Here is a 21,962-nt window from a genome sequence, read left to right as displayed (position 1 = left end):
TGGTCATAGCCCTTGTCGAGCAAATAGGCGGGTAGGTCATCCTCATGGAGCCGCTGCTGGATCGAGACGATGCGTCCCGTCGCTTTGTCATTCAAGCGGGTCTGGAGCGTGTTGTCGAACCAGGCTTTGACCTCGTCGCGCACGGCCTGGCTGCGCACTTCGTCCGCTTTCATGCAGTCATCCACGATGATGATGTCGGCGCCAAACCCGGTTATCGAGCCGCCTACCGACACAGCCTTGCGCGCGCCGCCAGCGGTTGTCTCAACCTCCAGCGCGCGATTGCCCCGCTCGCTGATGCGGGTCGCAGGGAAGAGCGCCTGATACCAGGCGCTCTCCATGACCCTGCGGGTGTAATTGGCATGTAGCCGCGCCAGATCCTGGCTGTAGCTTGCAACCATGATCTTCATGTCCGGGCGATGCCCGAGCATCCAGGCGACGAAGGCCACTGAGGTCGTGACGGACTTAAGATGCCGCGGCGGGACGGTGATGACCAGCCTGCCGCCTGATCCGTGATAGGCCTCCTCCAGGGCATGGCACATCGCCTGAATATGCCAGCTCAACAGGAGAGGGGGGACGCCGGGATGAAGAAGCTCGAATACTTTCATCACAAACAGGCAGAGACGCGATCGCTGCCCGGCGGCCAACAGGTTGCGGTCCGAGATCATTGTCCACCCTCCGCTTGCTGTTCTGCCATCAAAATGTCGCGCAACGCTGCGAGCGTCGCCTCGTCAGTCGCGCTCAAGGGTTGCTCGCTAGCCACCGCAGTCTGACCGCCGCCATCATCAGGCATGGCGGCCGCATAGAGGCGCAGCAGTCGGTCAAGGGCGCGGTCGTTGCCCTTGGATGCGGCCTCCACGGATTTAAGAACCAGCGCCTGGGCACGGCTCATGACCTGATCACGGCCCCCCGTCCGAATGCTGATCGGGGCGGTCATGATCTCGCGGACGATGGTGTTGAGGCTCTTCTGTCGCTTCTTGGGTCCTCGCGGATTACCGGACTGACCCTTTTGCCAGCGGCTGTGCACCGGCGGCTTCTTATAGCCCACGGCGTAACCAGGTTCAGCCTCGAAGCTATCCGGCCGCGTGACAGGCGGCTGATCAAGGGCAGGCGGGCGCTGCCTGATGCGGACACGGACGGGTGGACGGTTGGGAGCGTCATCGTTTGAAGACATGGATCGGGTCCTTGGGAATGAGGTGATCTGATCGAGTAAGGGCCGCCTATTCGGCGGCCTCCTCAGGCAGCTCGTCCTGGACCCTGGCGCGGGTGGTTTCGCTGAAGGTGGCGCCGGTGCTTGCGAGCGTTGCCTCTCGGCCGGTCATGGTTTCCCAACGCCGGATTGCGACGTCGACATAGCCGGGCGCAATCTCCACCCCATAAGCGACACGGCCGGTGCGCTCCGCCGCGAGCATGGTCGTGCCCGATCCCATGAAGGCGTCGGTGACGATGTCGCCCGGATCGGTCACATCGCGGATGGCGTCAGCAACCAGTGCCACTGGTTTCACCGTCGGATGGTCGCCAAGATCGGCCATTCGGCTCTTGGAGAAGCTGTTGACCCCGGCGTAGTTCCAGGTGTTGGTGCGATATCGACCGTGGGCGCCGAGCTGGACATTATTCTTGTGCGGTGCCTTGCCCTTCTTGGCTATGAGGATCAGCTCATGCTGCGAGCGATAGAGCGAACCCATGCCGCCATTGGTCTTGCACCACACACAAAGGTTGAGGAGCGACAAGCCGGCCGCCTCTATGGCGATCAGCAGCTCCTTCAGATGCCTCCAGTCCATGCAGACGTCGATGATGGCGCCGTCGGCGGCATGGTTTGCGAGTTCGCGCAGGAAGTCAGTGAGGAAAGCGGTAAACTCTGCCGGACTCATCTCGCCCGAAGCCATGGTGAACTCGGCGTGCTTCACCTTGCCCAAGCCCGACACATGGCCATTTACCGGAACATTATAGGGCGGATCCGTGAACGCCATGGCGGCGGTCTGGCCGTTCATCAGCGCCTGCCACACCGCGCCGTCGAGCGAGGAGCCGCAGATCAGCCGGTGCTTGCCTAGCAGCCAAATGTCGCCTGGGCGCGTGACCGGCAGGGCGGGCGGTGCCTCGATCGCGTCGGCGGGGTCCTCGGACGGCGACTCTTCCTGCTCCTCAAGAATGACGTCGATCTCGCCAATCTCCCAGCCGAGAATGTCGATGGGCATTTCGCCAATCTCGATGATGGCGGCGAACTCGACCGCCAGCATCGACCTGTCCCATTCGCCATGTTCGGTTAGGCGGTTGTCGACAAGGCGATAGGCGCGCACCTGCGCGGGTGACCAGTCCGCGGCCACCAGGACCGGAAGGCTGGTGAAGCCCAGGCGCCGCGCAGCCTCGACGCGCGCTTCACCCGCGATGATTACATGATCGGGGTCAACCAGCACCGGGATGGTGAAGCCGAACTCAGCAATGGACGCCATGATTTTGACGAACTGCTTTTCGGGGTGCCGGCGCGGATTGCCGGCATAGGCTTTAAGCTGACTGATGGGGAGATGGACGATCGGCCCAAGCGAGCGTTCGATATTGGAGAGGCTAGCGGGCTTGGCCGCCCGCGTACGTTTACGATGTGTGTTCACAGTCATGTCCTTCGTTCCGCTGCACGAAGGACACGGGAAGCAGATGCCGGACACAGGTGCGGACAGCCGACCTCCCGCCTCACATCGTGAAGCGACAGTTGGTTGTCCTCATGCTGCGTCCTAACCCGGTGGCCGGGTGACAATCTGCTCGAGGTGCGGGTTCATTAGCAGATCAGCCGGTCCCTGTCTGCATCCTTGTCGCTGCCCAGTGGTGGGCGGCTGCAGGGTCGGTGAATTCCCTGCTGGGCGGAGAAAATTCCCTGTGAGCGTGCGCAGGGAATTTGCCCGTGAAAGCCGCAGGAATCCGTGCTTTCCAAGAGGTGCAAAGTGGTGCAATTCCCAGCGATTGCACAAAATTCCCTGCTAAACGGGCCTTGGCAGGGAAATCCGTCCCAGAGACGAGTTCGCTCTAGACTGCGTCCTGCACCACGCTTCACCCAAGCTCTTGCGAAGCCTCGCGCAACTTGCCTTCATGGGGGGCGCGAACGGCATTGCGATCGATGATACTGCGTAGCCGGGAAGGGGGGGCGCCGGGGGTGAGGCCGTGCCGCGCCCATGTCAGACGTCATTCACCGGAACTGGACTGAGCGGTTTGACCTCGCGGATCACCACAAGGGTCTTGAAGGTGCGGATGCGTTCGTTGGCAGCGAACAGGCGCTGGGCAAGATCGTCGTATCCCTCCATGTCCCGCGCGACGATGCGCAGCGCGAAGTCATGGTCGCCGGTGACGTTCCAGGCCTCCAGAATTTCGGGCTCATTGCGGAAAATTTCCATCATCTCGTCGAGCGTATGGGCGTCCTCACGTTCCAGCGAAATGAGCACGATCATCGACAGGGGCCAGCCGACTTGCCTTGGGCGAACGACCGCGATCTCCCGTTCGATCACGCCGCTCGCGCGCAGTCGCCGGATCCGGCGGTAGCAGGCGGGCGGCGACAAGCCCACAGCGTCCGCCAAAACAGAGACGGGCTGCTGCGCATCGGCTTGCAGCAGTTCCAGCAGCTTCCGATCGAACGAATCGAGGGGATCAACTTTCATAGCAGCTCGCGCGATACGCGATAAATTTTATCGCAAAAACGCTGAAATTGAGCACCCTTATCAACGCCGCTCGGGTAGCTGTGCCGCGTTCAGCCATTAACCGAGTGCATTATGACCAGTCTCGCGGCGCCGCGCGCCAATTCCCGGCGCGTGGATTTTGTTGCCACCGGCGCGCTCTCCCTGTCGCTATTGTCCGTGACCTGCGGCGCGACGCTTGCCAAGCGCCTGTTCCCGTTGGTCGGGCCGGATGGAGCCACGACGCTGCGGCTCATCGTCGGCGCGATCATCCTTACGATGGCGTTCCGGCCTTGGCGGCTGGACCTGAAGGCTGGTTGGCGACCTTTGCTGGCCTATGGCGTCACGCTCGGCATCATGAACCTCTCCTTCTACAACGCGCTCGCCTTTATCCCGCTGGGGCTTGCGATCGCGATCGAGTTCACAGGGCCGTTGGCTGTCGCCCTATTCACATCCCGGCGAAAGCTGGACTTTCTCTGGATCGGCCTCGCCGTGCTGGGGATGGGTAGCCTGCTGCCGCTCTGGGGCGGTGCGTCCCAACTCGACTGGCGCGGAATTGCGCTCGCGCTCGTCGCGGGGGTGTGCTGGGCGGGCTATATCCTTGTCGGCCGACACGCTGGCCGCATCCACGGAGCGGCCGCTTCCGCGGGCGGCATGATCGTGGCGGCGCTGCTGGTGGCGCCCGTCGGGATCGTGCAGGCCGGACCTGCGCTGCTCAGCCCTGAAGCGCTGCTGCTCGGCCTGGGCGTGGGGATCGTCTCCAGCGCGATACCCTATTCATTGGAGATGGTGGCCCTGCCCCGCTTGCCCGCGAACAGCTTCGGTATCCTGATGAGCGCCGAGCCCGCGGTCGGGGCGGTGATGGCGCTGCTGCTGCTGGGCGAAGTTCTGACGCGCTCACAATGGCTCGCGATTGGACTGATCATCTGCGCCTCGATCGGGACGGCCATGACGTCCGGATCAGGAGAGAAAGTCGATCAGCCATAGAGCCGCCCGTCAGCTTGTAGCCCCGCTAGCCTTCTGTCCTGGCTGCAATCACCCGCCACACCACGCCGGCCACGTCATCGGCAACGAGCAGGCCGCCCTGCCGGTCGATTTGGGGATCGGCCAGGTCTGCTTCGTCGAGGCGGGCTTGCATCGTCCCGGCCTTCGAGCAGGATCGTTCGATATCATCTATTGCTCCGGCGTGTTGCACCACGCGCCCGATCCCGGCGGGTCTTCGCTCCTGTCGCGCGGCTGGCGCGGCGCGGCGGGCTGGTCATATTGGGTCTATACAATAGCTATGCGCGCTTGCCGCACCGGCTCCCGCGTTTGGTTGCGCTGGCAAGTGGCGGGCGCTGGGTGCCTGGCGACCGGGCCTTGGCGGAGCGACGGGAACAAGCCAAGCGGCACAAGGCATGGCTGCGCGATCAATATCATCATCCCGAAGAGCATCGGCACCGCTTGGCGGAGGTGCGTCGCTGGTTCGCGGCGAACGGCATTGGCTATGTCCGCGCCGTGCCAAGCGCCTTGCTGGGTGGCGGTGCTGCCGATCAGGCGTTGACCAGCGCGGAAGAAGGGGGATGGTGGCTGGAGGATATTCTGGCGCAACTCGGCTGGGTGCATCAGTTGAGCGGCGAGGGAGGGCTTTTCGTGACGATTGGCCGGGCGCCTAATATCCGGCGCAACGCTGCTTTCTACTTTCTCGAACAGATCGGACAAATTTATCCGGCTTTGTCGTAGTTCCTTCTGTGGCTATCCCTGCTCTCACAAGCTCACCATCACCCAAGAGGACAGCATCATGACGATCACCGCCACGCCCACTCCCGCCAAAGCCCTGCTTTCGCCCAGCAATCACGCGCTGGTCCTCATCGACTTCCAGTCGCAGATGGCTTTCGCCACCAAGTCGATCGCGCCCGAACTGCTGCGCAACAATGCCGCGCTCGTTTCCAATGCCGCCGCCGGCTTCAACGTGCCCGCGATCCTCACCACCGTCGCCGAGAAGAGCTTTTCCGGGCCGATGTTCAGCGAGATCACCGAAGCCTTCCACGACCAGCCGATGCTCGACCGCACCAGCATGAACACCTGGGAAGACGCCGCCGTCATCGAAGAAGTCAACCGCATCGGCAAGGATCGCCTCGTCTTCGCCGGCCTCTGGACCAGCGTCTGCATCGTCGGTCCGGTGCTGTCCGCCATCGAGCAGGGCTTCGAGGTCTATGTCATCACCGACGCCAGCGGCGACATCAGCGAGGAAGCGCATGAGCGCGCCGTCGAGCGCATGATCCAGGCGGGCGCCCGTCCGATCACTTCGCTCCAATATCTGCTCGAACTTCAGCGCGACTGGGCGCGGACCGAAACCTACGACATGACCACCGGCATCGCCCGCAAGTGGGGCGGCGCCTATGGCCTTGGCATCACCTATGCCAAGACCATGTTCAACGCCTCCGAAGGCGCGCACTGATCTGGTAATGAGGGGTGGCCTGGAACCGGCCACCCGCTCTTCTTCCTCCGAAAGGAACGCTCCATGACCAACTATGTCACCACGCAGGACGGCACGCAGATTTTCTACAAGGACTGGGGCAGCAAGGATGCCCAGCCGATCATGTTCCACCATGGCTGGCCGCTTTCCTCCGACGACTGGGACGCGCAGATGCTGTTCTTCCTGTCGAAGGGCTATCGGGCCGTTGCCCATGATCGCCGCGGCCACGGCCGCTCGGCACAGGTGGACTTTGGCCATGACATGGATCACTACGCCGCCGACGCCGCAGCCGTCGCCCGGCATCTGGACCTGCGCAATGCGATCCACATCGGCCATTCGACCGGAGGCGGCGAAGTGGCGGCTTATGTCGCCCGCCATGGATTGCCGGAGGGCCGGGTTGCCAAGGCCGTCCTTGTCAGCGCCGTTCCGCCGATCATGCTGAAGACGGATCGCTATCCCGGCGGCTTGCCGATGGACGTGTTCGACGGTTTGCGCGCTGGCCTTGCCGCGAACCGCGCCCAGTTCTTCCGCGACGTCGCCGCTGGCCCCTTCTACGGCTTCAACCGTGACGGCGCGGACGTGAAGACCGCTGTGATCGACAATTGGTGGCGTCAGGGCATGATGGGCAGCGCGCTTGCCCATTATGAGGGCATCAAGGCCTTTTCGGAGACGGACCAGACAAATGATCTGAAGGCGATCACCGTGCCGACGCTGGTGCTGCACGGCGATGACGACCAGGTCGTTCCCTACAAGAATGCGGGCGTGCTTCAGGCCGAACTGCTGCCGAATGCCACGCTCAAGGTCTATGAGGGTTTGTCGCACGGCATGCTGACGGTGAACGCGGATGTCCTGAACGCCGACATCCTCGCCTTCATCCAGGCCTGAGCGAAGCGAGGGAAGGACGGACGTCATGAAGCCCTATTTCATTTCCTTGGGCGCCGGATTGCTGGTCGGCATCGTCTACAGCATGCTCGGCGTCCGTTCTCCCGCCCCGCCGGTGATCGCCCTCATCGGGCTGGCGGGAATATTGCTGGGCGAGCAGGTCGTTCCGCTTGCCCACCACCTGCTTGGCGAACTGCCTTCGAATCGGACAGGCGGCGCATGATCACGCGCCGGCAAGCACTGGCGAGCGCCGCCACCACCGCCCTACTGACCGCCACAGAGAGTTTCGCCATGAGCCCCAAGGACCTCATCATCATCAACGCCAAGGTTACGACGCTGGACCGAGAAAATCCGGTCGCCGACGCGGTCGCCATCCGTGGTGGCAAGTTCCTGGCGGTCGGGATGGAAGGCGAGGTGCGGGCAGCCGCTGCCGCCGACGCTACCGTTATTGACGCCCGCGGGCGCCGCCTGATCCCGGGGCTGATCGACAGTCACATCCATGTGATCCGTGGCGGGCTCAACTATAATATGGAACTGCGCTGGGAAGGCGTGCCGAGCCTGTCCGAGGCGATGGCGATGCTGAAGAAGCAGGCCGAAAATACCCCGCCGCCGCAATGGGTGCGCGTCGTTGGCGGCTTCACCGAACATCAGTTCGCCGAAAAGCGCCTGCCCACGCTGGACGAGATCAACGCCGCCGCGCCCGACACGCCAGTCTTCATCCTGCATCTTTATGATCGCGCGCTGCTCAACGCCGCCGCGCTGCGGGCGGTCGGCTACACCAAGGACACGCCCAACCCGCCGGGCGGGGAGATTGTCCGCGATGCGGCGGGTAACCCGACCGGCTTGCTGCTGGCTCAGCCCAATGCGACGATCCTCTATTCCACACTCGCCAAGGGGCCCAAGCTTCCGCAAGATTACCAGCTGAATTCGACGAAGCATTTCATGCGGGAACTTAATAGCCTGGGCGTCACGAGTGTCATCGACGCGGGCGGCGGATCACAAAACTATCCTGACGACTATGAAGTCATCGATAAGCTGCACAAGGATGGTGAACTGACGCTGCGCATCGCCTATAATCTCTTCACGCAGAAGCCGAAGGAAGAGCTGAAGGACTTTGCCAGCTGGTCGACGCAGATCAAGCCGGGCGATGGCGATGATACTTATCGCCACAATGGCGCGGGCGAGATGCTGGTCTATTCGGCGGCGGACTTCGAGGATTTCCGCGTCGCCCGGCCCGACATGCCGTTGGAAATGGAAGGGGACCTGGAACCGGTCATTCGACTGCTCGCCGAACGCCGCTGGCCCTGGCGCCTGCATGCCACCTATGACCAGACGATCGGGCGAGCGCTGGACGTGTTCGAGAAGGTCAATCGCGACATTCCGCTTCAAGGGCTCAACTGGTTCTTCGACCATGCCGAAACCATCAGCGAGCGCAATATCGACCGGATCGCGGCGCTTGGCGGTGGCATCGCGGTGCAGCACCGCATGGCGTTCCAAGGCGAATATTTCGTCGAACGCTATGGCGCCAAAGCGGCGGAGGCGACCCCGCCGATCAAGCGGATGATGGCGTCAGGTGTGCCCGTAGGCGCGGGAACCGATGCCACGCGGGTTGCCAGCTATAATCCCTGGGTTTCGCTGAGCTGGCTGGTGACGTCCAGGACGGTCGGTGGTCTTGCCCTCTATCCGGTACGTAACCGCCTGGATCGGGAGACTGCGCTGCGCCTCTGGACCGAAAAGAATACATGGTTCTCCAATGAGGTGGGCAAGAAGGGGCAGATCAAGGCTGGACAGCTTGCGGATCTGGCGCTGCTGTCGGATGATTATTTCAGCGTGCCCGAAAGCGAGATCGCGCATCTGCGGTCGGTGCTGACCGTGCTTGGCGGCAAGATCGTCTACGGTGAGGGCGATTTCGGCCCGCTCGCTCCTGAAGCGCCCAAGGCGATTCCCGACTGGTCGCCGGTCGCGACCTTCGGCGGCTATTATCGTCGGGACGAAACCACGCGGAAGATGGCGTCCGCCTGCGGTTGCCATTCATCCTGCGGCGTACATGGCCACGACCATGCCGCCGCGCTCGGCGCCAGCGTTCCTGCCGTCGACGTCCAGAGCTTCTGGGGCGCGCTGGGCTGCGGCTGCTGGGCGGTCTGACCTGATGCACCGGCTCCTCCATGGCGGGGGAGCCAATTCTTCCTTCCCTGAATATCCCGCTTCGCCGCCCCGGCGCTGCGAACGGACGAGAATTGCCATGTCCCACGAAATGCCCCGCTCGATTGCCGCTGTTCTCTCCTGGCCTGCAACATCCTTCCTTGCCCGCCTGGCGCTCACCGGTCCCTATATTCTGGGCGGGGTTGTCAAGCTGGGGGACTGGCAGGGGGCCGTTGCCGAGCAGGCGCATTTCGGCCTCCAGCCCGCCGCCCTGTTTGCCGCGCTGACCATAGCGGTGGAATTGATCGGACCGGCGCTGATCCTGGCCGACCGGCTCGTCTGGCTGGGTGCAGGCATGCTGGGGATGTTCACCGCGCTCGCCGCGCTCGTCGCCAATAATTTCTGGGCAATGGAAGGACAGGCGCGTTTCATGGCGACCAACGCCTTTTTCGAACATATCGGTTTGATCGGCGGCTTTGCTCTGGCCGCTATCCTGTCGCACCGCCGGCATGGCGATGCGTAAGCCGCTGCTGCTGCAGCTGCTGCAGCTGCTGCTGCTCGCCACGCCGGCAGCGGCGCAGCCGCGCGAAGCCTGGCAGCCGCCGACGCTCACCAACACCCGTTATGACGAGGATTGGAGCAAGCAGAGTGGCGGGCGGTGGACGGAGGAACTGAAGCATGTTCCTCTGAATGAGGATGGCAGTGCCTGGGTTGGAACCGGACTGGAACTGCGCGCGCGGCTGGAGAGCTTCGGCAACAATCTTTGGGGCGGGGCGGCAGCGCCTGACGATGCCTATCTCTGGACGCGCGCGATGCCCTATGTCGATCTGCATCTGGGGAAGCTGCGCGCTTTCGTACAGCCGATCGCCGCCCATGCGGTCGGTGTGGCGCCCGCGGCGAGCCCGATCGACCAGACGCGGGCGGACCTGCTTCAGGGCTTTGTCGAGGTGGAGGCAGGAGCCGTCACGCTGCGCGGCGGGCGCCAGATGCTCTCGCTCGGGACCGAGCGGCTGATCGGGACGCGCTACGGCCCCAATGTTCCGCTCGCCTTCGATGGGGTGCGGGCGGACCTTCGCGAGGGCGGTGCCAGGCTCAGCGTCTTTGCGGTAAGGCCAGTGCAGGCGCGCCCGGGCAGCTTCGACGATCGCACCTCGCCGACCAGGGCGCTGTGGGGCATCTATGCCGCGTGGCCGGGGCTGGACGCCTATTATCTGGGCTATCGCAATCGTGCCGCAAGCTTCGGCGGGATCGAAGGGCGGGAACTGCGCCACAGCATGGGGCTCCGCGTGCATGGCGCTTCGGCGGAATGGCGCTGGAATGTCGAAGGGGTGGTGCAGTTCGGCCGGTTCGAAGGGCAGGAAATCCGGGCCTGGACGCTCGGCACGGAGATTGCGCGGGAATTTCCTGCTCTGCCGCTGCAACCCCGTGCGACCATGCGTTTCAACATCATAAGCGGCGACAAGCGCGCCGACGACGGCCGCCTCGGCACCTTCAACGCGCTGTTTCCCAAGGGCAAATATTTCGGGGAGCTATCGCCGATCGGCCCCTATAACATCATCAACCTGCATCCCGGCGCCAGCTTCGCGCTGCGCCACGACCTGTCGCTTGACCTCGCGGCCATGGCCTATTGGCGCGCCAGCAAGGGCGACGGCATCTACGACATTCCCGGCAACCTCATCCGGGCACCCGGTGGCGCGACGGCGCGGTTCATCGGCAAGCAGGCGGAAGCGTCGCTTAGCTGGCAGGCGACCCCGGAACTGGAGCTTTCGACCTCGCTCTCCGCCTTCGCGCCTGGTGCCTATATTCGCGAGACGGGGCCGGCCCGGACGATCACGATGCTCGGGCTGGAAGCGAATTTCCGTTACTGACGCCGTTCCATTATCTCGAACGGACGAGACAAGCTTATTCGACTGCCTCGATCCTGATCCGTTCCCTATGCGAGCCGCACAACCCCATTCTTTCCGGAGAATCCCATGACGCCCGCTTCCCCAACCTCCATCGCGCCGCTGCCCTGGCTGCTGTTGCTGCTGTCCGTGACCACCGGACTGGTTGATGCGATCAGCGTGCTGGGATTGGGCAAGGTCTTCACCGCCAACATGACGGGAAACATCGTCTTTCTGGGGTTCGCGGCGGCAGGGACGACCGGTTTTCGCGTGGCGCCCTATCTGGCGGCGATTGCGGCCTTCCTGATCGGCGCGCTAGTCGCCGGGCGGGTGGGGAAGGGGCATGCCGGCCTGCCGTTGCGGCGCTGGCTGCTGGTGGCGGCAGCGGTCGAGGCTGCCTTGCTGTGGATCGCGGCCGGCGTGGCCCTCGAGTTCGATGTCGCCAGCCAGACCCCCGGGTCCAGCGTCTATGCCATCATCGCGCTTACCGGCCTTGCCATGGGCTTTCGCAACGCCACCATCCGCCAGCTCAAAGTGCCCGACCTCACGACGACGGTGCTGACCCTTACAGTGACGGGTCTTGCCGCCGATTCGACGCTCGCGGGGGGAAGCAATCCCAATTGGGGCCGCAGGATCGGCAGCATCGCGGCCATCTTCCTGGGCGCGGCGGTGGGTGCGCTGCTCGTCACCCGTGGCGGGCTGGTGGTGCCGCTTCTGCTGGCCGGCGCGCTTGTTCTGGGGGGAACGCTTGCCTGCATGCTGCACCCCGCCGCCAAGGAAGCCGCCGCCTAGTCCCGCAGCGCCCGCTCGATCCGCCGGTCAGGTGCCAGCCACAGCAGCAGAACCGCGACATAGAGGGCAAAGGCCACCGGCCGCGCGAAGAAGGCGGCCGGCACGGCGATCAGGTAGAGAGCCAGGCTCACCTTGCCCTTCATGTCCGACCCGATGGCGCGGGCGAGCGCTGAATCCTGCCCGTTGCAGGCGATGATCGCGCGTTCGGTCAGTTGATAGCCGACTGCCGCCAGCCCCATGACCACGCCATAGGCGGCGGTCGCCATCGGCGCGAAGTGGCTTTCGTCGAGCCAGCGGATGACGAACGGCGCCAGCGACAACCAGAACAGCAGGAAAAGATTCGCCCACAACACCTTGCCGTCGATCCTGCCGGTCGCCTGCATCAGATGATGATGGACGTTCCAGTAGAGGCCGACATTGACGAAGGAGAGCACATAGGCGAGCAAGATCGGCAGGCTCTGCGACAGCGCGGCCAGCGTGCCGTCCGACGGCACCTTCAATTCCAGCACCATGATGGTGATGATGATCGCGACGACGCCGTCGGTGAACGCCTCCAGCCGGCCCGACTTCATGCCGCCTTCGCTTGGCTCAGACATCCCCCATCCCCTCCAGTTCGGTGTCATCCTGGCCAAGGGCCACGAACTGGCCAAGAAGCCAGGACGCCGCAGGTCCCGGAGGAGCGTCCCGTCGCCAGATAGCGGAGAAGCGGTAGGTGCCGCCGATATGATCGGGCATGAACAGCCGCAACAGGGCGCCCGATTCCAAGTCCGGTTTGATCATCGGAAGCGGCATGTTTCCCCAGCCGATACCCTCTCGCAGCAGGGCGTGCTTCGCGCCCAGATCCGCCAGGCGCCAGGTCTTGGGACTGGACACGGAATAATCCTGCCCTTCGGTAAAGCGGGAGCGATCGGTTAGGACCAGTTGCGTATAGTTGCGCCCGGCGCCCGGCGCGATCACGTCCATACGGCCGAGCGGGTGATCGGGCGCGGCGACCGGCACCATCGGTACCGAGCCTGCGGCCATGCTCTCGATCCCCTCGACACCGGCAGAGAGCGGTCCCGATATGCCGACCTGCGCCCGCCGATCCAGCACCATGGAGGTGATCGCACCCAAGGCCTCCACATGCAGGCACAGCTTCACGGTGGGGAATTCCGCTGCGAATGCGCGCAGCACCTTCCCCAGCCGATCGGAAGGCAGCATTACATCGACCGCCAAATCCACTTCCGCTTCAAGCCCGTCGAGCAGCCCCTTAACCTTCGCCCGCAGGCCGTCGATGCCGTCCGATATGCTGCGGGTCTCCGCCAGCAACGCACGCCCCGCAACGGTCAACTGCGGCTTGCGCGTACCCTCCCGCTCGAACAGGATGAGGCCAAGCTGCGCTTCCAGATTGGCGATGCCGTAGCTGATCACCGACACGGCGCGATTGAGCTTCCGGCCGGCCGCGGCGAAGCTGCCTGTATCGACGATCGTCAGAAATATGCGCAACTGGTCGAAAGTGGGTGTGCCCGGATTATGCACTTTTCTATTTCCTCGAACGGTTCGGTCGCTTTTATCCCACTGAGCAAGAAAGCCGGCAAGCGCTAAATCGGCTCCATCAGGACGGCCAAGCGGCCGCCCGCATGAGGAGACGAATGATGATCGAACTGCGCCCCTTTGACAGCCTCGGTGGAGAAAATCATGGCTGGCTCGATGCCAAGCATCATTTTTCCTTCGCAGGCTATCATGACCCGGCCCGGACGCACTGGGGCAACCTGCGCGTCTGGAACGACGACACCATCGCGCCCCAGACGGGCTTTCCGCAACACCCGCACCGGGACATGGAGATCATCACCTATGTCCGCGAGGGCGCGATCACGCACCGCGACAGCCTGGGCAATGAAGGGCGCACCGAGGCGGGCGACGTTCAGGTGATGAGCGCCGGCACCGGCATCCGTCACTCCGAATATAATCTGGAGGATGTGACCACGCGGATATTCCAGATCTGGATCATCCCGACCCGCAACGGGGATGCGCCGAGCTGGGGTGCTCGCCCCTTTCCCAAGGGCGACCGCGCCGGTCAGTTCGTGACGGTCGCCTCGGGCTATGACGATGACAAGGATGCGCTCCCCATCCGAACCGACGCGCGCGTCGTGGCTGCGACACTCAAGGCTGGGGAGACGGCGGAATATTCGATCGGCCGCGACCGCAAGGCCTATCTGGTGCCAGCCACGGGGGCAGTCCAGATCGACGATGTTCGGGTCAACGCTCGCGATGGAGTGGCGCTCAGCGACCTCGATGTCATTCGTGTCACGGCGATCCAGGATAGCGAGATCGTGATGGTCGATGCGGCTTGACGCGAGGCAACGGGGTGCGGTTGATGGCCGCGCCCCGTTGCTGCGCTGGGGTTTCGGCAATAGGGATGTCTGCATTTTCGGCAGGAGGCTGACAGCGAAACCTGGCGGCTCTCGCTGGAATGATCACCAGGATCAACGCGGAGTGGCGAGGCCGAGGCTTTGATCGAAGAAGCCCAGCATGGCGCTCCACGACGAATGATGCGCCCGCTCATCATAAGCCATGCGGGGGTCGCCCAGCGCATCGACATCCTTATTGGTGAAGCTGTGCAGGGCGTTGCCATAGATCGCCAATTGCCAGTCGGCATCGGCCGCATCCATTTCCTGCTGAAAGGTACCAAGATCTTGCGCAGGTACCAGAGGGTCGCGCGCGCCGGTATAGACCGCAACGCGTGCCTTGACCTGGCCGATCTTCGCCTTGCGGGCCGTGCTGAGCAGGCCATGAAAGCTGGCGACCGCCGCGATGGGGGCGCCGGAACGCGCGAGTTCGAGAGCGGCGAAACCGCCAAAACAGAAGCCGATGGCCGCGCTGTCCGATAGGTCGACCCCCGAAATGCGCTGCAGCGCTTCGACGCCTGCGTCGACACGGCCTCGCACGAGATCGGGCTCTTCGCGGAAGCGTTGCAACGCGTTCGCCATCGCTTCGCCCTTCAGCGGCTGGCCGCCGCCATGCATGTCGGCCGCCATCGCGAAATAGCCCCGACTGGCGAGATCATGGCAGTGACGCCGCACATTGCCGCCGATGCCGTCCGCCTCATGCACGACCAGCGCCGCTCGGCCGTTCGCCGGCGCCGCAGGCGGGAACAACTCACCCTGCAACGCTATGTCGCCGTCATAATAGGGAAAGGGCTCTCCCGGGTCGCGCTTGTCAGATGCGGGGCTCATCATTGCTCCTTCACGCGCCCAGCCGCCGCAATGGTTGCGTCAGGCAGTGGATTCCGCCGCCGCATGCCGCAAATTGCGAGATGTCGAGTGTGAGAACCTCATAATCGGCGGCGCGCAACGTCGTCACGACGAGATCGTCGGCACTGCTGGCAAGAATTCGCTTGTCCCCCAGGGCGAGAATGTTGCAGCCGAGCGACGCGGCGAAGGCGGCGGGCATGGGCCTGATCGCTATCCCACGCTCCTCAATAGCCCGGATGAACGCTGGGTCGAGCAGATCGACGCAGCCAATCGCTTCGTGCCGGTCGATCATGCAGAAAATCGTGTCGAGATGGAGATGGTCGGCGTGGAAGGGGCAGACCAGCACCTCCCATCCGGCGGCGCGAAAAGGGCGGGCGAACTCGTCGATCCCCGCAGCAGAGCTGCGTTCGCCCGACAGGCCGACGATGAGCAGCCCCTCCCGCGCCACGCAGATGTCTCCGCCCTCGATCATGCCGCGACTGATTCGCCGGATCGGCAGGCCCCATCGGCCGCATGCCTCGACCAAAGCGTCGACCTCGCCCCGACGGTGCGGCATGGCTGGGTTGAGCGCGACCATCCCCCAGGGCGTCGAAACCCCGATATCGCGCGTGAAGCACATGTCCGGCAGGTCGGCAGAAGGTTGCAGCATGTGACAGCGGATGCCTCGACCTTCCAGCGTGGCGACCAGCGCGGCGTGCTGGCGCTGCGCTTCATTGCTGCTCGTCGCAAAGCCCTGGTCGATATGCCGGCGCGTGACGGTGCAGCATGGTACGGGAGCCAGATGGTCGGGCGGGCAGAGGATGACGTCGGTCAGGCGATCGGCTTCTGCCAAGACATGGCTGACGAGCCTCTCGGGCGGACAGTAAAATTGGCCTGTGCCTTCAAATGCGCCGAAATCGACTTTCATGATCATCTCCTGACCAAAGAAAACGGCCTGGCCCTCCCGACGTTCCGACGAAATATCGGACGAGGGGCCCTGACACGATAGACCTTGGCTATGAAAGCCACGGGCGGCGCCCTATAAGCGCGGCATGCAGACCCGACTTCTTGAATATTTCCTGGCGCTTGAACGGGAGCGGCATTTCGCCCGCGCCGCCGCCTCCTGCAACGTGTCCCAGCCGACGCTGTCGGTGGGCATCGCCACGCTGGAAACGCAGCTCGGCAAACGGCTGATCCAGCGCGACCGGAAGTTCATCGGCCTGACCGGGGTGGGGGAGGCGATCCTGCCCTGGGCGAGGCAACTGGTAGCGGCTGCCGATGCGCTCGGCCGAGCGGCGGACACGGTGCGCGGCCCGCTGAAGGGAGAGGTTCGGCTGGGTGCCATTCCTGCCTCCATGCCGGCGGTCGGCTGTCTGATTGCGGCGCTCCAATCCCGTCATGCCGGCCTCAATGTTTCCGTGCGGGCGATGACATCGCGGCAGATCGAGCGCGAACTGGCGGCGTTCGAACTGGATGCAGGGCTCACCTATCTGGACTTCGAGCCGCCGGCCCACGCGCTGTCGGTGCCGCTCTATGCGGAAAGGGCGATGCTGGTGACTGCAGTGGGTGGCGTTCCGATCCCCGACCCGCTCGACTGGGAGGCGCTGGCGGAACTGCCGCTTTGCCTGCTGCACCAAGGGATGCAGAACCGGCGAATATTAGACGCGCGCCTTGCTGAACGAGGCTTAGCGCTGCGTCCACGGGTCACCGCCGACAGCTATGTCGCGCTTCTGGCGCTGGTGCAGCAGGGCGGGCTTTGTTCGATCATCCCGGACAATCACGCGACCTTGCTGGCGGGCCTTGCCTGGGCGAAAATGGCCCAATTGCCAGAAATGGGCGAGGGCAGCCGGGTCGGTGTGATCGTGTCCGACAGCGCTCCCATGGGGCCGCTGGCGCAAGCGGTGCTGAGTGTGGCGCGGGATTTGCGGCTGCCCCGGGGCTTCGGGAGCATGTGATAGAAGATCGCTATCAATCATTGCACCCTTCAATTTGACGGGGTGTTGCCAAGCCTCCACCCTGCCGGCGCAACAGGCCTAAAAGGCCAGCCGTATCGGGTAGGACTGTATGGAAGAGTTTATCGGCGCCTGGCTGTCTGCAAACGGCGCCGCGCGCGACCGGCTGCTGCCGTTGTTGCATGCCATCCAGGAAGAGGCAGGCTATATCGATGACGCGCTGGTGCCGGTGATTGCCAAGGCGCTCAATCTCAGCCGCGCCGACGTGCATGGTGTCATCACCTTCTATCATGATTTTCGCCGCAGGGCGCCCGGTCGGCATGTGGTGAAGCTGTGTCGGGCGGAAAGCTGCCAGGCGCGTGGCGCCGCCGCGCTGGAGGTTCAGGCGCAGGACAGGCTGGGCGTGGCAATGGGCGAGACGAGGGCGGACGGGCAGGTGGCGCTGGAGCCGGTCTATTGCCTGGGCCTGTGCGCCATCGGCCCCAATGCGCTGGTCGACGGCCGGCCGGTGGCGCGGATCGACGGGGCTGTGCTGGAGCAGATTGCGGTCGAGGTGGCGGCATGACGCGCGTCTTCATCAGCCGGGACATGGCCTCGGCGGCATTGGGTGCGGACGATGTCGCGCGTGCCTTTGCGGAGGCGGGCTGCGAAGTCGTGCGCACCGGATCGCGAGGATTGTTCAGCATCGAGCCGCTGGTCGAAGTGGAGACGGAGCAAGGGCGGATCGGCTTCGGTCCGATCGCGCCGCGGGATGTTGCGGCGGTGCTGGTTGGCAGCCATGCCCAGCGCTTGGGCCGGGTAGAGGAGCTGCCCTTCTTTGCAGGGCAGCAGCGTTTTACCTTTGCGCGCTGCGGTATCATCGATCCGCTGAGCCTTGCCGACTACGCAGCGCACGCTGGCTGGCAGGGACTGGAGAAGGCGCGCGGCTTGTCTCCGCAGGCCGTGGTCGATGCGGTCAAGGCGTCGGGCCTTCGCGGGCGTGGTGGGGCGGGCTTCCCGACCGGCATTAAATGGCAGACCGTGCTGGAGGCGGCCTCCTCCACAAAGTTCATCGTCTGCAATGCGGACGAGGGTGACAGCGGTACCTTCGCCGACCGGATGCTGATGGAGGGCGATCCCTATTGCCTGATCGAGGGCATGGCGATCGCCGCCCATGCCGTGGGCGCAGGCCATGGCTATATCTATATCCGGTCCGAATATCCTTATGCGATCAAGACGATGCGCGCGGCGATCGATGCCAGCGCGCATCTGATCGCGCCCTTCACACTGGAAGTGCGCGAGGGCGCGGGCGCCTATGTCTGCGGTGAGGAGACGGCGCTGCTCGACAGTATCGAGGGCAAGCGCGGACAGGTACGCGCCAAGCCGCCGCTGCCGGCCTTGCAAGGGCTGTTCGGCGAGCCGACGGTCATCAACAATGTGCTGAGCCTGGCCGCCGTGCCGTTCATCCTGGCGGAGGGGGCGAACGCTTATGCCGCCGTGGGCTTCGGCCGGTCACGCGGAACCATGCCGGTGCAGCTGGCGGGAAATGTGCGCCATGGCGGCCTTTACGAGATCGGCTTCGGCATCACGCTGGGCGAGCTGGTGAATGAGATTGGCGGCGGCACCGCGAGCGGCCGTCCGGTGCGGGCGGTGCAGGTGGGCGGACCGCTAGGAGCATATTTTCCGCCCTCGATGTTCCACCTGCCGTTCGATTATGAAGCCTTCGCGCAGGCGGGCGGGCTGATTGGCCATGCCGGGATCACCGTGTTCGACGACAGCGTGGACATGGCGCATATGGCACGCTTCGCCATGGAGTTCTGTGCGGCGGAAAGCTGCGGCAAGTGCACGCCTTGCAGGATCGGATCGACGCGCGGGGTGGAGATCATGGATCGGATCATCGGGGCCCGCGATGCCGCACCGGTAACCGTGTCCGAGGCGAATGGCGGATATTTGGGCAAGGCGCTCTATTCCCGCTCGCCGGACCGGATCGACGTTTCCATCGAGGCGCAGACCAGCCTTCTGCGCGATCTGGCGGACACGATGAAATATGGCTCGCTCTGCGCGCTGGGCGGTTTCACGCCCTATCCGGTGCTGAGTGCGCTCGATTATTTCCCCGAGGATTTTGGTGCGGCCGCACCGGCAAAGGAAGCTGCGGAATGACCTTCTCCCGCGAAACCGATCATGGCACCCCGCCAGCTATTGCGACCGGCAAGTCCGTCACGCTCACGATCGACGGGCAGAGCGCCACCATGCCCGAAGGCACCAGCATCATGCGCGCGGCCTCGCTGACGGGCTGTTCCATCCCCAAGCTCTGCGCCACCGACAATATGGAAAGCTTCGGTTCCTGCCGGCTTTGCCTGGTCGAGGTGGAGGGGCGCGCGGGCTATCCCGCGTCCTGCACCACGCCGGTCGCCGACGGCATGGTGGTGCGCACCCAGACCGACAGGCTGAAGCAACTGCGCCGCGGCGTGATGGAGCTTTACATCTCCGACCACCCGCTGGACTGCCTGACCTGCGCCGCCAATGGCGACTGCGAGTTGCAGGATCAGGCGGGCGCGGTGGGCCTGCGCGACGTGCGCTACGGCTATGACGGCGCGACCAATATGGGGCAGGCGAAGGATCAGTCGAACCCCTATTTCGACTTCGATCCCAGCAAGTGCATCGTCTGTTCGCGCTGCGTGCGCGCCTGCGAGGAGGTGCAGGGCACCTTCGCCCTGACGATCGAGAATAAGGGCTTCGAGTCCAAGGTCTCTCCTTCGCAGGGTGAGGACTTCCTCGGTTCCGAATGTGTGTCTTGCGGCGCCTGCGTGCAGGCCTGCCCGACCGCGAGCCTGATCGAGAAGAAGGTGGTGGAAATCGGCACGCCCGACCGCGCGGTCATCACCACCTGCGCCTATTGCGGCGTCGGCTGCACTTTCCGCGCGGAGATGCGGGGTGAGGAGCTGGTGCGCATGGTGCCGTGGAAGGAGGGCAAAGCCAATCGCGGACATAGCTGCGTCAAGGGCCGCTTCGCCTGGGGCTATGCCCAGCATCAGGACCGCATCCTCAACCCCATGATCCGAGCATCGGTCAGCGAGCCCTGGCGCGAGGTGTCCTGGGAGGAAGCGATCGCTCACACCGCGAGCGAGTTCCGCCGCATCCAGGCGAAATATGGCACGCGCAGCATCGGCGGCATCACGTCCAGCCGCTGCACCAATGAGGAAACCTTCCTCGTCCAGAAGCTGGTCCGGCAGGGCTTCGGCAACAATAATGTCGATACCTGCGCGCGCGTTTGTCACTCGCCGACGGGCTATGGCCTCAGCAAGACCTTCGGCACGTCGGCGGGCACGCAGGACTTTGACAGCGTGATGAAAGCCGACGTGATATTGGTGATCGGCGCCAATCCGACCGACGGGCATCCGGTTTTTGCGAGCCGCATGAAAAAGCGCCTGCGGCAGGGTGCGAAGCTGATCGTCATCGATCCGCGCCGCACCGATCTGGTGCAATCGCCCCACGTCATGGCCGAGCATCATCTGCCGCTTCGCCCCGGCACCAACGTCGCGATGCTGACGGCGCTCGCCCATGTGATCGTGACCGAGAAGCTGTATGATGAGGCGTTCATCCGCGAGCGGTGCGATTGGGATGAGTTCCAGGATTGGGCTGACTTCGTATCCGAACCGGCCCGCTCTCCCGAAGCGATCGAACCGCTGGCCGGTGTCAAGGCGGAGGAAGTCCGCGCCGCTGCCCGGCTCTATGCCACGGGCGGGAATGGCGCGATTTACTATGGTCTTGGCGTAACCGAGCATAGCCAGGGCAGCTCGACCGTCATGGCGATCGCCAACCTCGCGATGGCGACTGGCAATGTCGGCCGCGAAGGGGTCGGCGTGAACCCGCTGCGGGGCCAGAATAACGTGCAGGGCGCCTGCGACATGGGCAGCTTCCCGCATGAATTTTCCGGCTACCGCCATGTGTCGGACGACGCGACGCGCGGGCTGTTCGAACAGGCGTGGGGCGTGACGCTGGACGGTGAGCCGGGCCTGCGCATCCCCAACATGCTGGATGCCGCCACGGACGGCCGCTTCAAAGGCATATTCATCCAGGGCGAGGACATTTTGCAATCCGATCCCAACACCCATCATGTCGCGGCGGGGCTGGCGGCGATGGAGTGCGTGGTGGTGCAGGACCTGTTCCTGAACGAAACCGCCAATTACGCCCATATCTTCCTGCCCGGATCGACCTTCCTGGAAAAGGACGGCACCTTCACCAATGCCGAGCGGCGCATCCAGATGGTGCGCAAGGTCATGGCGCCACTCAACGGCTATGCCGACTGGGAGATCGTGCAGCTGGTCGCCAACGCCATGGGCCTCGGCTGGAGCTACGACCATCCCGCGCAGATCATGGACGAGATCGCGGCGCTGACCCCGACCTTTGCCGGCGTGCATTATGACCGGTTGGAGGCGGAGGGGTCGCTGCAATGGCCGGCGAACGAGGCCGCGCCGGACGGCACGCCCACCATGCACATCGGCGGCTTCGTGCGCGGCAAGGGCAAGTTCGTCGTCACCGACTATGTGCCGACCGACGAGAAGACCGGCCCGCGCTTCCCGCTGCTGCTGACCACCGGACGCATCCTGTCGCACTATAATGTCGGCGCGCAGACAAGGCGGACCAGCAACACCGCCTGGCATCCGGAGGACCGGCTGGAAATCCATCCGAGCGATGCGGAAAATCGCGGCCTCAAGGATGGCGACTGGGTGACGCTGCGCAGCCGGGCGGGAGAAACGACGCTGCGCGCGCTCATCACCGAGCGGGTCGCGCCGGGCGTCGTCTATACGACCTTCCACCATCCCGAAACACAGGCGAACGTCATCACGACGGACTTTTCCGATTGGGCCACCAATTGCCCCGAATATAAGGTGACGGCGGTACAGGTTTCGGCCTCGAACGGCCCCAGCGAATGGCAGCAGGATTATGCAAGCCAGGCGCGCAACAGCCGCCGAGTTGTTCCGCTGGCAGCGGCGGAGTAGGGTGAC

The 21,962-nt window shown here is 64.3% G+C and carries 23 protein-coding genes; 15 read left to right on the top strand and 8 right to left on the bottom strand.

All coding sequences use genetic code 11. The features are described from left to right. Positions 1–44 precede the first annotated feature (44 nt). On the top strand, positions 45–365 hold the full coding sequence (locus L858_RS20950) for a hypothetical protein (protein ID WP_051132609.1): 321 nt from the start codon (positions 45–47) through the stop codon (positions 363–365). A gap of 296 nt (positions 366–661) precedes the next feature. On the opposite strand, the gene L858_RS20945 is transcribed toward L858_RS20950, so the two are convergent. From L858_RS20945 to L858_RS0106460, 3 genes are all read right to left on the bottom strand, one after another. Then, positions 662–1,171: a DUF5681 domain-containing protein gene (locus L858_RS20945; RefSeq protein ID WP_022682336.1), complete on the bottom strand. Its 510-nt coding sequence runs from the start codon at positions 1,169–1,171 to the stop codon at positions 662–664. A 46-nt stretch (positions 1,172–1,217) separates the two neighbouring features. Then, positions 1,218–2,603 carry a site-specific DNA-methyltransferase gene (locus tag L858_RS19785; protein ID WP_238564931.1) on the bottom strand — a complete coding sequence of 462 codons (1,386 nt, stop codon included), beginning with the start codon at positions 2,601–2,603 and terminating at the stop codon, positions 1,218–1,220. Between the two features lie 558 nt (positions 2,604–3,161). Then, positions 3,162–3,638 carry an Lrp/AsnC family transcriptional regulator gene (locus L858_RS0106460; protein WP_022682334.1) on the bottom strand — a complete coding sequence of 159 codons (477 nt, stop codon included), beginning with the start codon at positions 3,636–3,638 and terminating at the stop codon, positions 3,162–3,164. Positions 3,639–3,749: 111 nt separating this feature from the next. Here L858_RS0106460 and L858_RS0106455 point away from each other — a divergent pair, with 111 nt between their 5' ends. After that, positions 3,750–4,640 carry an EamA family transporter gene (locus L858_RS0106455; protein WP_022682333.1) on the top strand — a complete coding sequence of 297 codons (891 nt, stop codon included), beginning with the start codon at positions 3,750–3,752 and terminating at the stop codon, positions 4,638–4,640. 25 nt (positions 4,641–4,665) lie between these two features. Here L858_RS0106455 and L858_RS22405 read toward each other — a convergent pair whose 3' ends face one another. After that, positions 4,666–4,791, bottom strand: a complete 126-nt coding sequence (locus tag L858_RS22405) for a hypothetical protein (RefSeq protein ID WP_022682332.1) — start codon at positions 4,789–4,791, stop codon at positions 4,666–4,668. Between the two features lie 38 nt (positions 4,792–4,829). Here L858_RS22405 and L858_RS19780 point away from each other — a divergent pair, with 38 nt between their 5' ends. The 8 genes from L858_RS19780 to L858_RS0106415 all read left to right on the top strand — a co-directional run bounded on the left by L858_RS19780 (position 4,830) and on the right by L858_RS0106415 (position 11,810). After that, the gene (locus tag L858_RS19780; RefSeq protein ID WP_022682331.1) at positions 4,830–5,375 is read left to right on the top strand and encodes a hypothetical protein; all 546 of its coding nucleotides are present in this window, start codon (positions 4,830–4,832) and stop codon (positions 5,373–5,375) included. Positions 5,376–5,433: 58 nt separating this feature from the next. Continuing rightward, positions 5,434–6,093 carry a hydrolase gene (locus L858_RS0106445; protein ID WP_022682330.1) on the top strand — a complete coding sequence of 220 codons (660 nt, stop codon included), beginning with the start codon at positions 5,434–5,436 and terminating at the stop codon, positions 6,091–6,093. A 63-nt stretch (positions 6,094–6,156) separates the two neighbouring features. Then, positions 6,157–6,996, top strand: coding sequence for an alpha/beta fold hydrolase (locus tag L858_RS0106440; protein ID WP_022682329.1), 840 nt, complete (start codon positions 6,157–6,159; stop codon positions 6,994–6,996). 25 nt (positions 6,997–7,021) lie between these two features. Further along, positions 7,022–7,216 carry a DUF1427 family protein gene (locus tag L858_RS19775; protein WP_022682328.1) on the top strand — a complete coding sequence of 65 codons (195 nt, stop codon included), beginning with the start codon at positions 7,022–7,024 and terminating at the stop codon, positions 7,214–7,216. Then, on the top strand, positions 7,213–9,138 hold the full coding sequence (locus tag L858_RS0106430; RefSeq protein WP_022682327.1) for an amidohydrolase: 1,926 nt from the start codon (positions 7,213–7,215) through the stop codon (positions 9,136–9,138). The genes L858_RS19775 and L858_RS0106430 overlap by 4 nt, the downstream gene beginning before the upstream one ends. Before the next feature lie 97 nt (positions 9,139–9,235). Next, positions 9,236–9,658 carry a DoxX family protein gene (locus tag L858_RS0106425; protein WP_028055876.1) on the top strand — a complete coding sequence of 141 codons (423 nt, stop codon included), beginning with the start codon at positions 9,236–9,238 and terminating at the stop codon, positions 9,656–9,658. Beyond that, a complete protein-coding gene (locus tag L858_RS0106420; RefSeq protein WP_022682325.1) occupies positions 9,651–11,003 on the top strand; it encodes an alginate export family protein in 1,353 nt (450 codons plus the stop codon). The genes L858_RS0106425 and L858_RS0106420 overlap by 8 nt, the downstream gene beginning before the upstream one ends. 105 nt (positions 11,004–11,108) lie before the next feature. Beyond that, the gene (locus L858_RS0106415) at positions 11,109–11,810 is read left to right on the top strand and encodes a YoaK family protein (RefSeq protein ID WP_022682324.1); all 702 of its coding nucleotides are present in this window, start codon (positions 11,109–11,111) and stop codon (positions 11,808–11,810) included. Here L858_RS0106415 and L858_RS0106410 read toward each other — a convergent pair. Then, positions 11,807–12,406 (bottom strand): TMEM175 family protein, encoded by a 600-nt coding sequence (locus L858_RS0106410; protein WP_022682323.1) that lies wholly within the window; start codon positions 12,404–12,406, stop codon positions 11,807–11,809. The genes L858_RS0106415 and L858_RS0106410 overlap by 4 nt on opposite strands. Next, entirely contained in the window at positions 12,399–13,328 is a 930-nt protein-coding gene (locus tag L858_RS0106405; RefSeq protein ID WP_022682322.1) for a LysR family transcriptional regulator, read from the bottom strand. Before L858_RS0106405 ends, L858_RS0106410 begins: the two co-directional genes overlap by 8 nt. Before the next feature lie 116 nt (positions 13,329–13,444). On the opposite strand from L858_RS0106405, the gene L858_RS0106400 reads away from it, so the two are divergent. Next, positions 13,445–14,143 (top strand): pirin family protein, encoded by a 699-nt coding sequence (locus tag L858_RS0106400; protein WP_028055873.1) that lies wholly within the window; start codon positions 13,445–13,447, stop codon positions 14,141–14,143. A gap of 132 nt (positions 14,144–14,275) precedes the next feature. On the opposite strand, the gene L858_RS0106395 is transcribed toward L858_RS0106400, so the two are convergent. Both L858_RS0106395 and L858_RS0106390 read right to left on the bottom strand, forming a co-directional pair. Beyond that, positions 14,276–15,025, bottom strand: a complete 750-nt coding sequence (locus L858_RS0106395; protein ID WP_037504429.1) for a dienelactone hydrolase family protein — start codon at positions 15,023–15,025, stop codon at positions 14,276–14,278. A gap of 10 nt (positions 15,026–15,035) precedes the next feature. Beyond that, a complete protein-coding gene (locus tag L858_RS0106390) occupies positions 15,036–15,950 on the bottom strand; it encodes a dimethylarginine dimethylaminohydrolase family protein (RefSeq protein ID WP_202951356.1) in 915 nt (304 codons plus the stop codon). 124 nt (positions 15,951–16,074) lie between these two features. Between L858_RS0106390 and L858_RS0106385 the strand changes: the two genes are divergently transcribed. The 4 genes from L858_RS0106385 to fdhF all read left to right on the top strand — a co-directional run bounded on the left by L858_RS0106385 (position 16,075) and on the right by fdhF (position 21,956). Next, positions 16,075–16,977 (top strand): LysR family transcriptional regulator, encoded by a 903-nt coding sequence (locus L858_RS0106385; RefSeq protein ID WP_022682318.1) that lies wholly within the window; start codon positions 16,075–16,077, stop codon positions 16,975–16,977. 109 nt (positions 16,978–17,086) lie between these two features. Beyond that, the gene (locus L858_RS0106380) at positions 17,087–17,539 is read left to right on the top strand and encodes an NAD(P)H-dependent oxidoreductase subunit E (RefSeq protein ID WP_022682317.1); all 453 of its coding nucleotides are present in this window, start codon (positions 17,087–17,089) and stop codon (positions 17,537–17,539) included. After that, entirely contained in the window at positions 17,536–19,113 is a 1,578-nt protein-coding gene (locus tag L858_RS0106375; protein WP_022682316.1) for an NADH-ubiquinone oxidoreductase-F iron-sulfur binding region domain-containing protein, read from the top strand. The genes L858_RS0106380 and L858_RS0106375 overlap by 4 nt, the downstream gene beginning before the upstream one ends. After that, the gene (gene fdhF / locus L858_RS0106370) at positions 19,110–21,956 is read left to right on the top strand and encodes a formate dehydrogenase subunit alpha (protein ID WP_022682315.1); all 2,847 of its coding nucleotides are present in this window, start codon (positions 19,110–19,112) and stop codon (positions 21,954–21,956) included. Before L858_RS0106375 ends, fdhF begins: the two co-directional genes overlap by 4 nt. The last annotated feature ends 6 nt before the right edge of the window (positions 21,957–21,962 follow it).

It is taken from the genome of Sphingobium bisphenolivorans, from assembly GCF_000412635.1.
Classification (GTDB): domain Bacteria; phylum Pseudomonadota; class Alphaproteobacteria; order Sphingomonadales; family Sphingomonadaceae; genus Sphingobium; species Sphingobium bisphenolivorans.
Note: the sequence above shows the minus strand (reverse complement) of the source record. Positions and strands in the feature narration are given on the sequence as shown.

Excerpts from the sequence above, each read along its gene's own strand:
- L858_RS20950 (WP_051132609.1), top strand. The coding sequence starts at position 45 with ATGGAGCCGCTGCTGGATCGAGACGATGCGTCCCGTCGCTTTGTCATT.
- L858_RS20945 (WP_022682336.1), bottom strand. The coding sequence starts at position 1,171 with ATGTCTTCAAACGATGACGCTCCCAACCGTCCACCCGTCCGTGTCCGC.
- L858_RS0106460 (WP_022682334.1), bottom strand. The coding sequence starts at position 3,638 with ATGAAAGTTGATCCCCTCGATTCGTTCGATCGGAAGCTGCTGGAACTG.
- L858_RS0106455 (WP_022682333.1), top strand. The coding sequence starts at position 3,750 with ATGACCAGTCTCGCGGCGCCGCGCGCCAATTCCCGGCGCGTGGATTTT.
- L858_RS22405 (WP_022682332.1), bottom strand. The coding sequence starts at position 4,791 with ATGCAAGCCCGCCTCGACGAAGCAGACCTGGCCGATCCCCAAATCGAC.
- L858_RS0106445 (WP_022682330.1), top strand. The coding sequence starts at position 5,434 with ATGACGATCACCGCCACGCCCACTCCCGCCAAAGCCCTGCTTTCGCCC.
- L858_RS0106440 (WP_022682329.1), top strand. The coding sequence starts at position 6,157 with ATGACCAACTATGTCACCACGCAGGACGGCACGCAGATTTTCTACAAG.
- L858_RS19775 (WP_022682328.1), top strand. The coding sequence starts at position 7,022 with ATGAAGCCCTATTTCATTTCCTTGGGCGCCGGATTGCTGGTCGGCATC.
- L858_RS0106430 (WP_022682327.1), top strand. The coding sequence starts at position 7,213 with ATGATCACGCGCCGGCAAGCACTGGCGAGCGCCGCCACCACCGCCCTA.
- L858_RS0106425 (WP_028055876.1), top strand. The coding sequence starts at position 9,236 with ATGTCCCACGAAATGCCCCGCTCGATTGCCGCTGTTCTCTCCTGGCCT.
- L858_RS0106420 (WP_022682325.1), top strand. The coding sequence starts at position 9,651 with ATGCGTAAGCCGCTGCTGCTGCAGCTGCTGCAGCTGCTGCTGCTCGCC.
- L858_RS0106415 (WP_022682324.1), top strand. The coding sequence starts at position 11,109 with ATGACGCCCGCTTCCCCAACCTCCATCGCGCCGCTGCCCTGGCTGCTG.
- L858_RS0106410 (WP_022682323.1), bottom strand. The coding sequence starts at position 12,406 with ATGTCTGAGCCAAGCGAAGGCGGCATGAAGTCGGGCCGGCTGGAGGCG.
- L858_RS0106400 (WP_028055873.1), top strand. The coding sequence starts at position 13,445 with ATGATCGAACTGCGCCCCTTTGACAGCCTCGGTGGAGAAAATCATGGC.
- L858_RS0106395 (WP_037504429.1), bottom strand. The coding sequence starts at position 15,025 with ATGAGCCCCGCATCTGACAAGCGCGACCCGGGAGAGCCCTTTCCCTAT.
- L858_RS0106390 (WP_202951356.1), bottom strand. The coding sequence starts at position 15,950 with ATGAAAGTCGATTTCGGCGCATTTGAAGGCACAGGCCAATTTTACTGT.
- L858_RS0106385 (WP_022682318.1), top strand. The coding sequence starts at position 16,075 with ATGCAGACCCGACTTCTTGAATATTTCCTGGCGCTTGAACGGGAGCGG.
- L858_RS0106380 (WP_022682317.1), top strand. The coding sequence starts at position 17,087 with ATGGAAGAGTTTATCGGCGCCTGGCTGTCTGCAAACGGCGCCGCGCGC.
- L858_RS0106375 (WP_022682316.1), top strand. The coding sequence starts at position 17,536 with ATGACGCGCGTCTTCATCAGCCGGGACATGGCCTCGGCGGCATTGGGT.
- fdhF (WP_022682315.1), top strand. The coding sequence starts at position 19,110 with ATGACCTTCTCCCGCGAAACCGATCATGGCACCCCGCCAGCTATTGCG.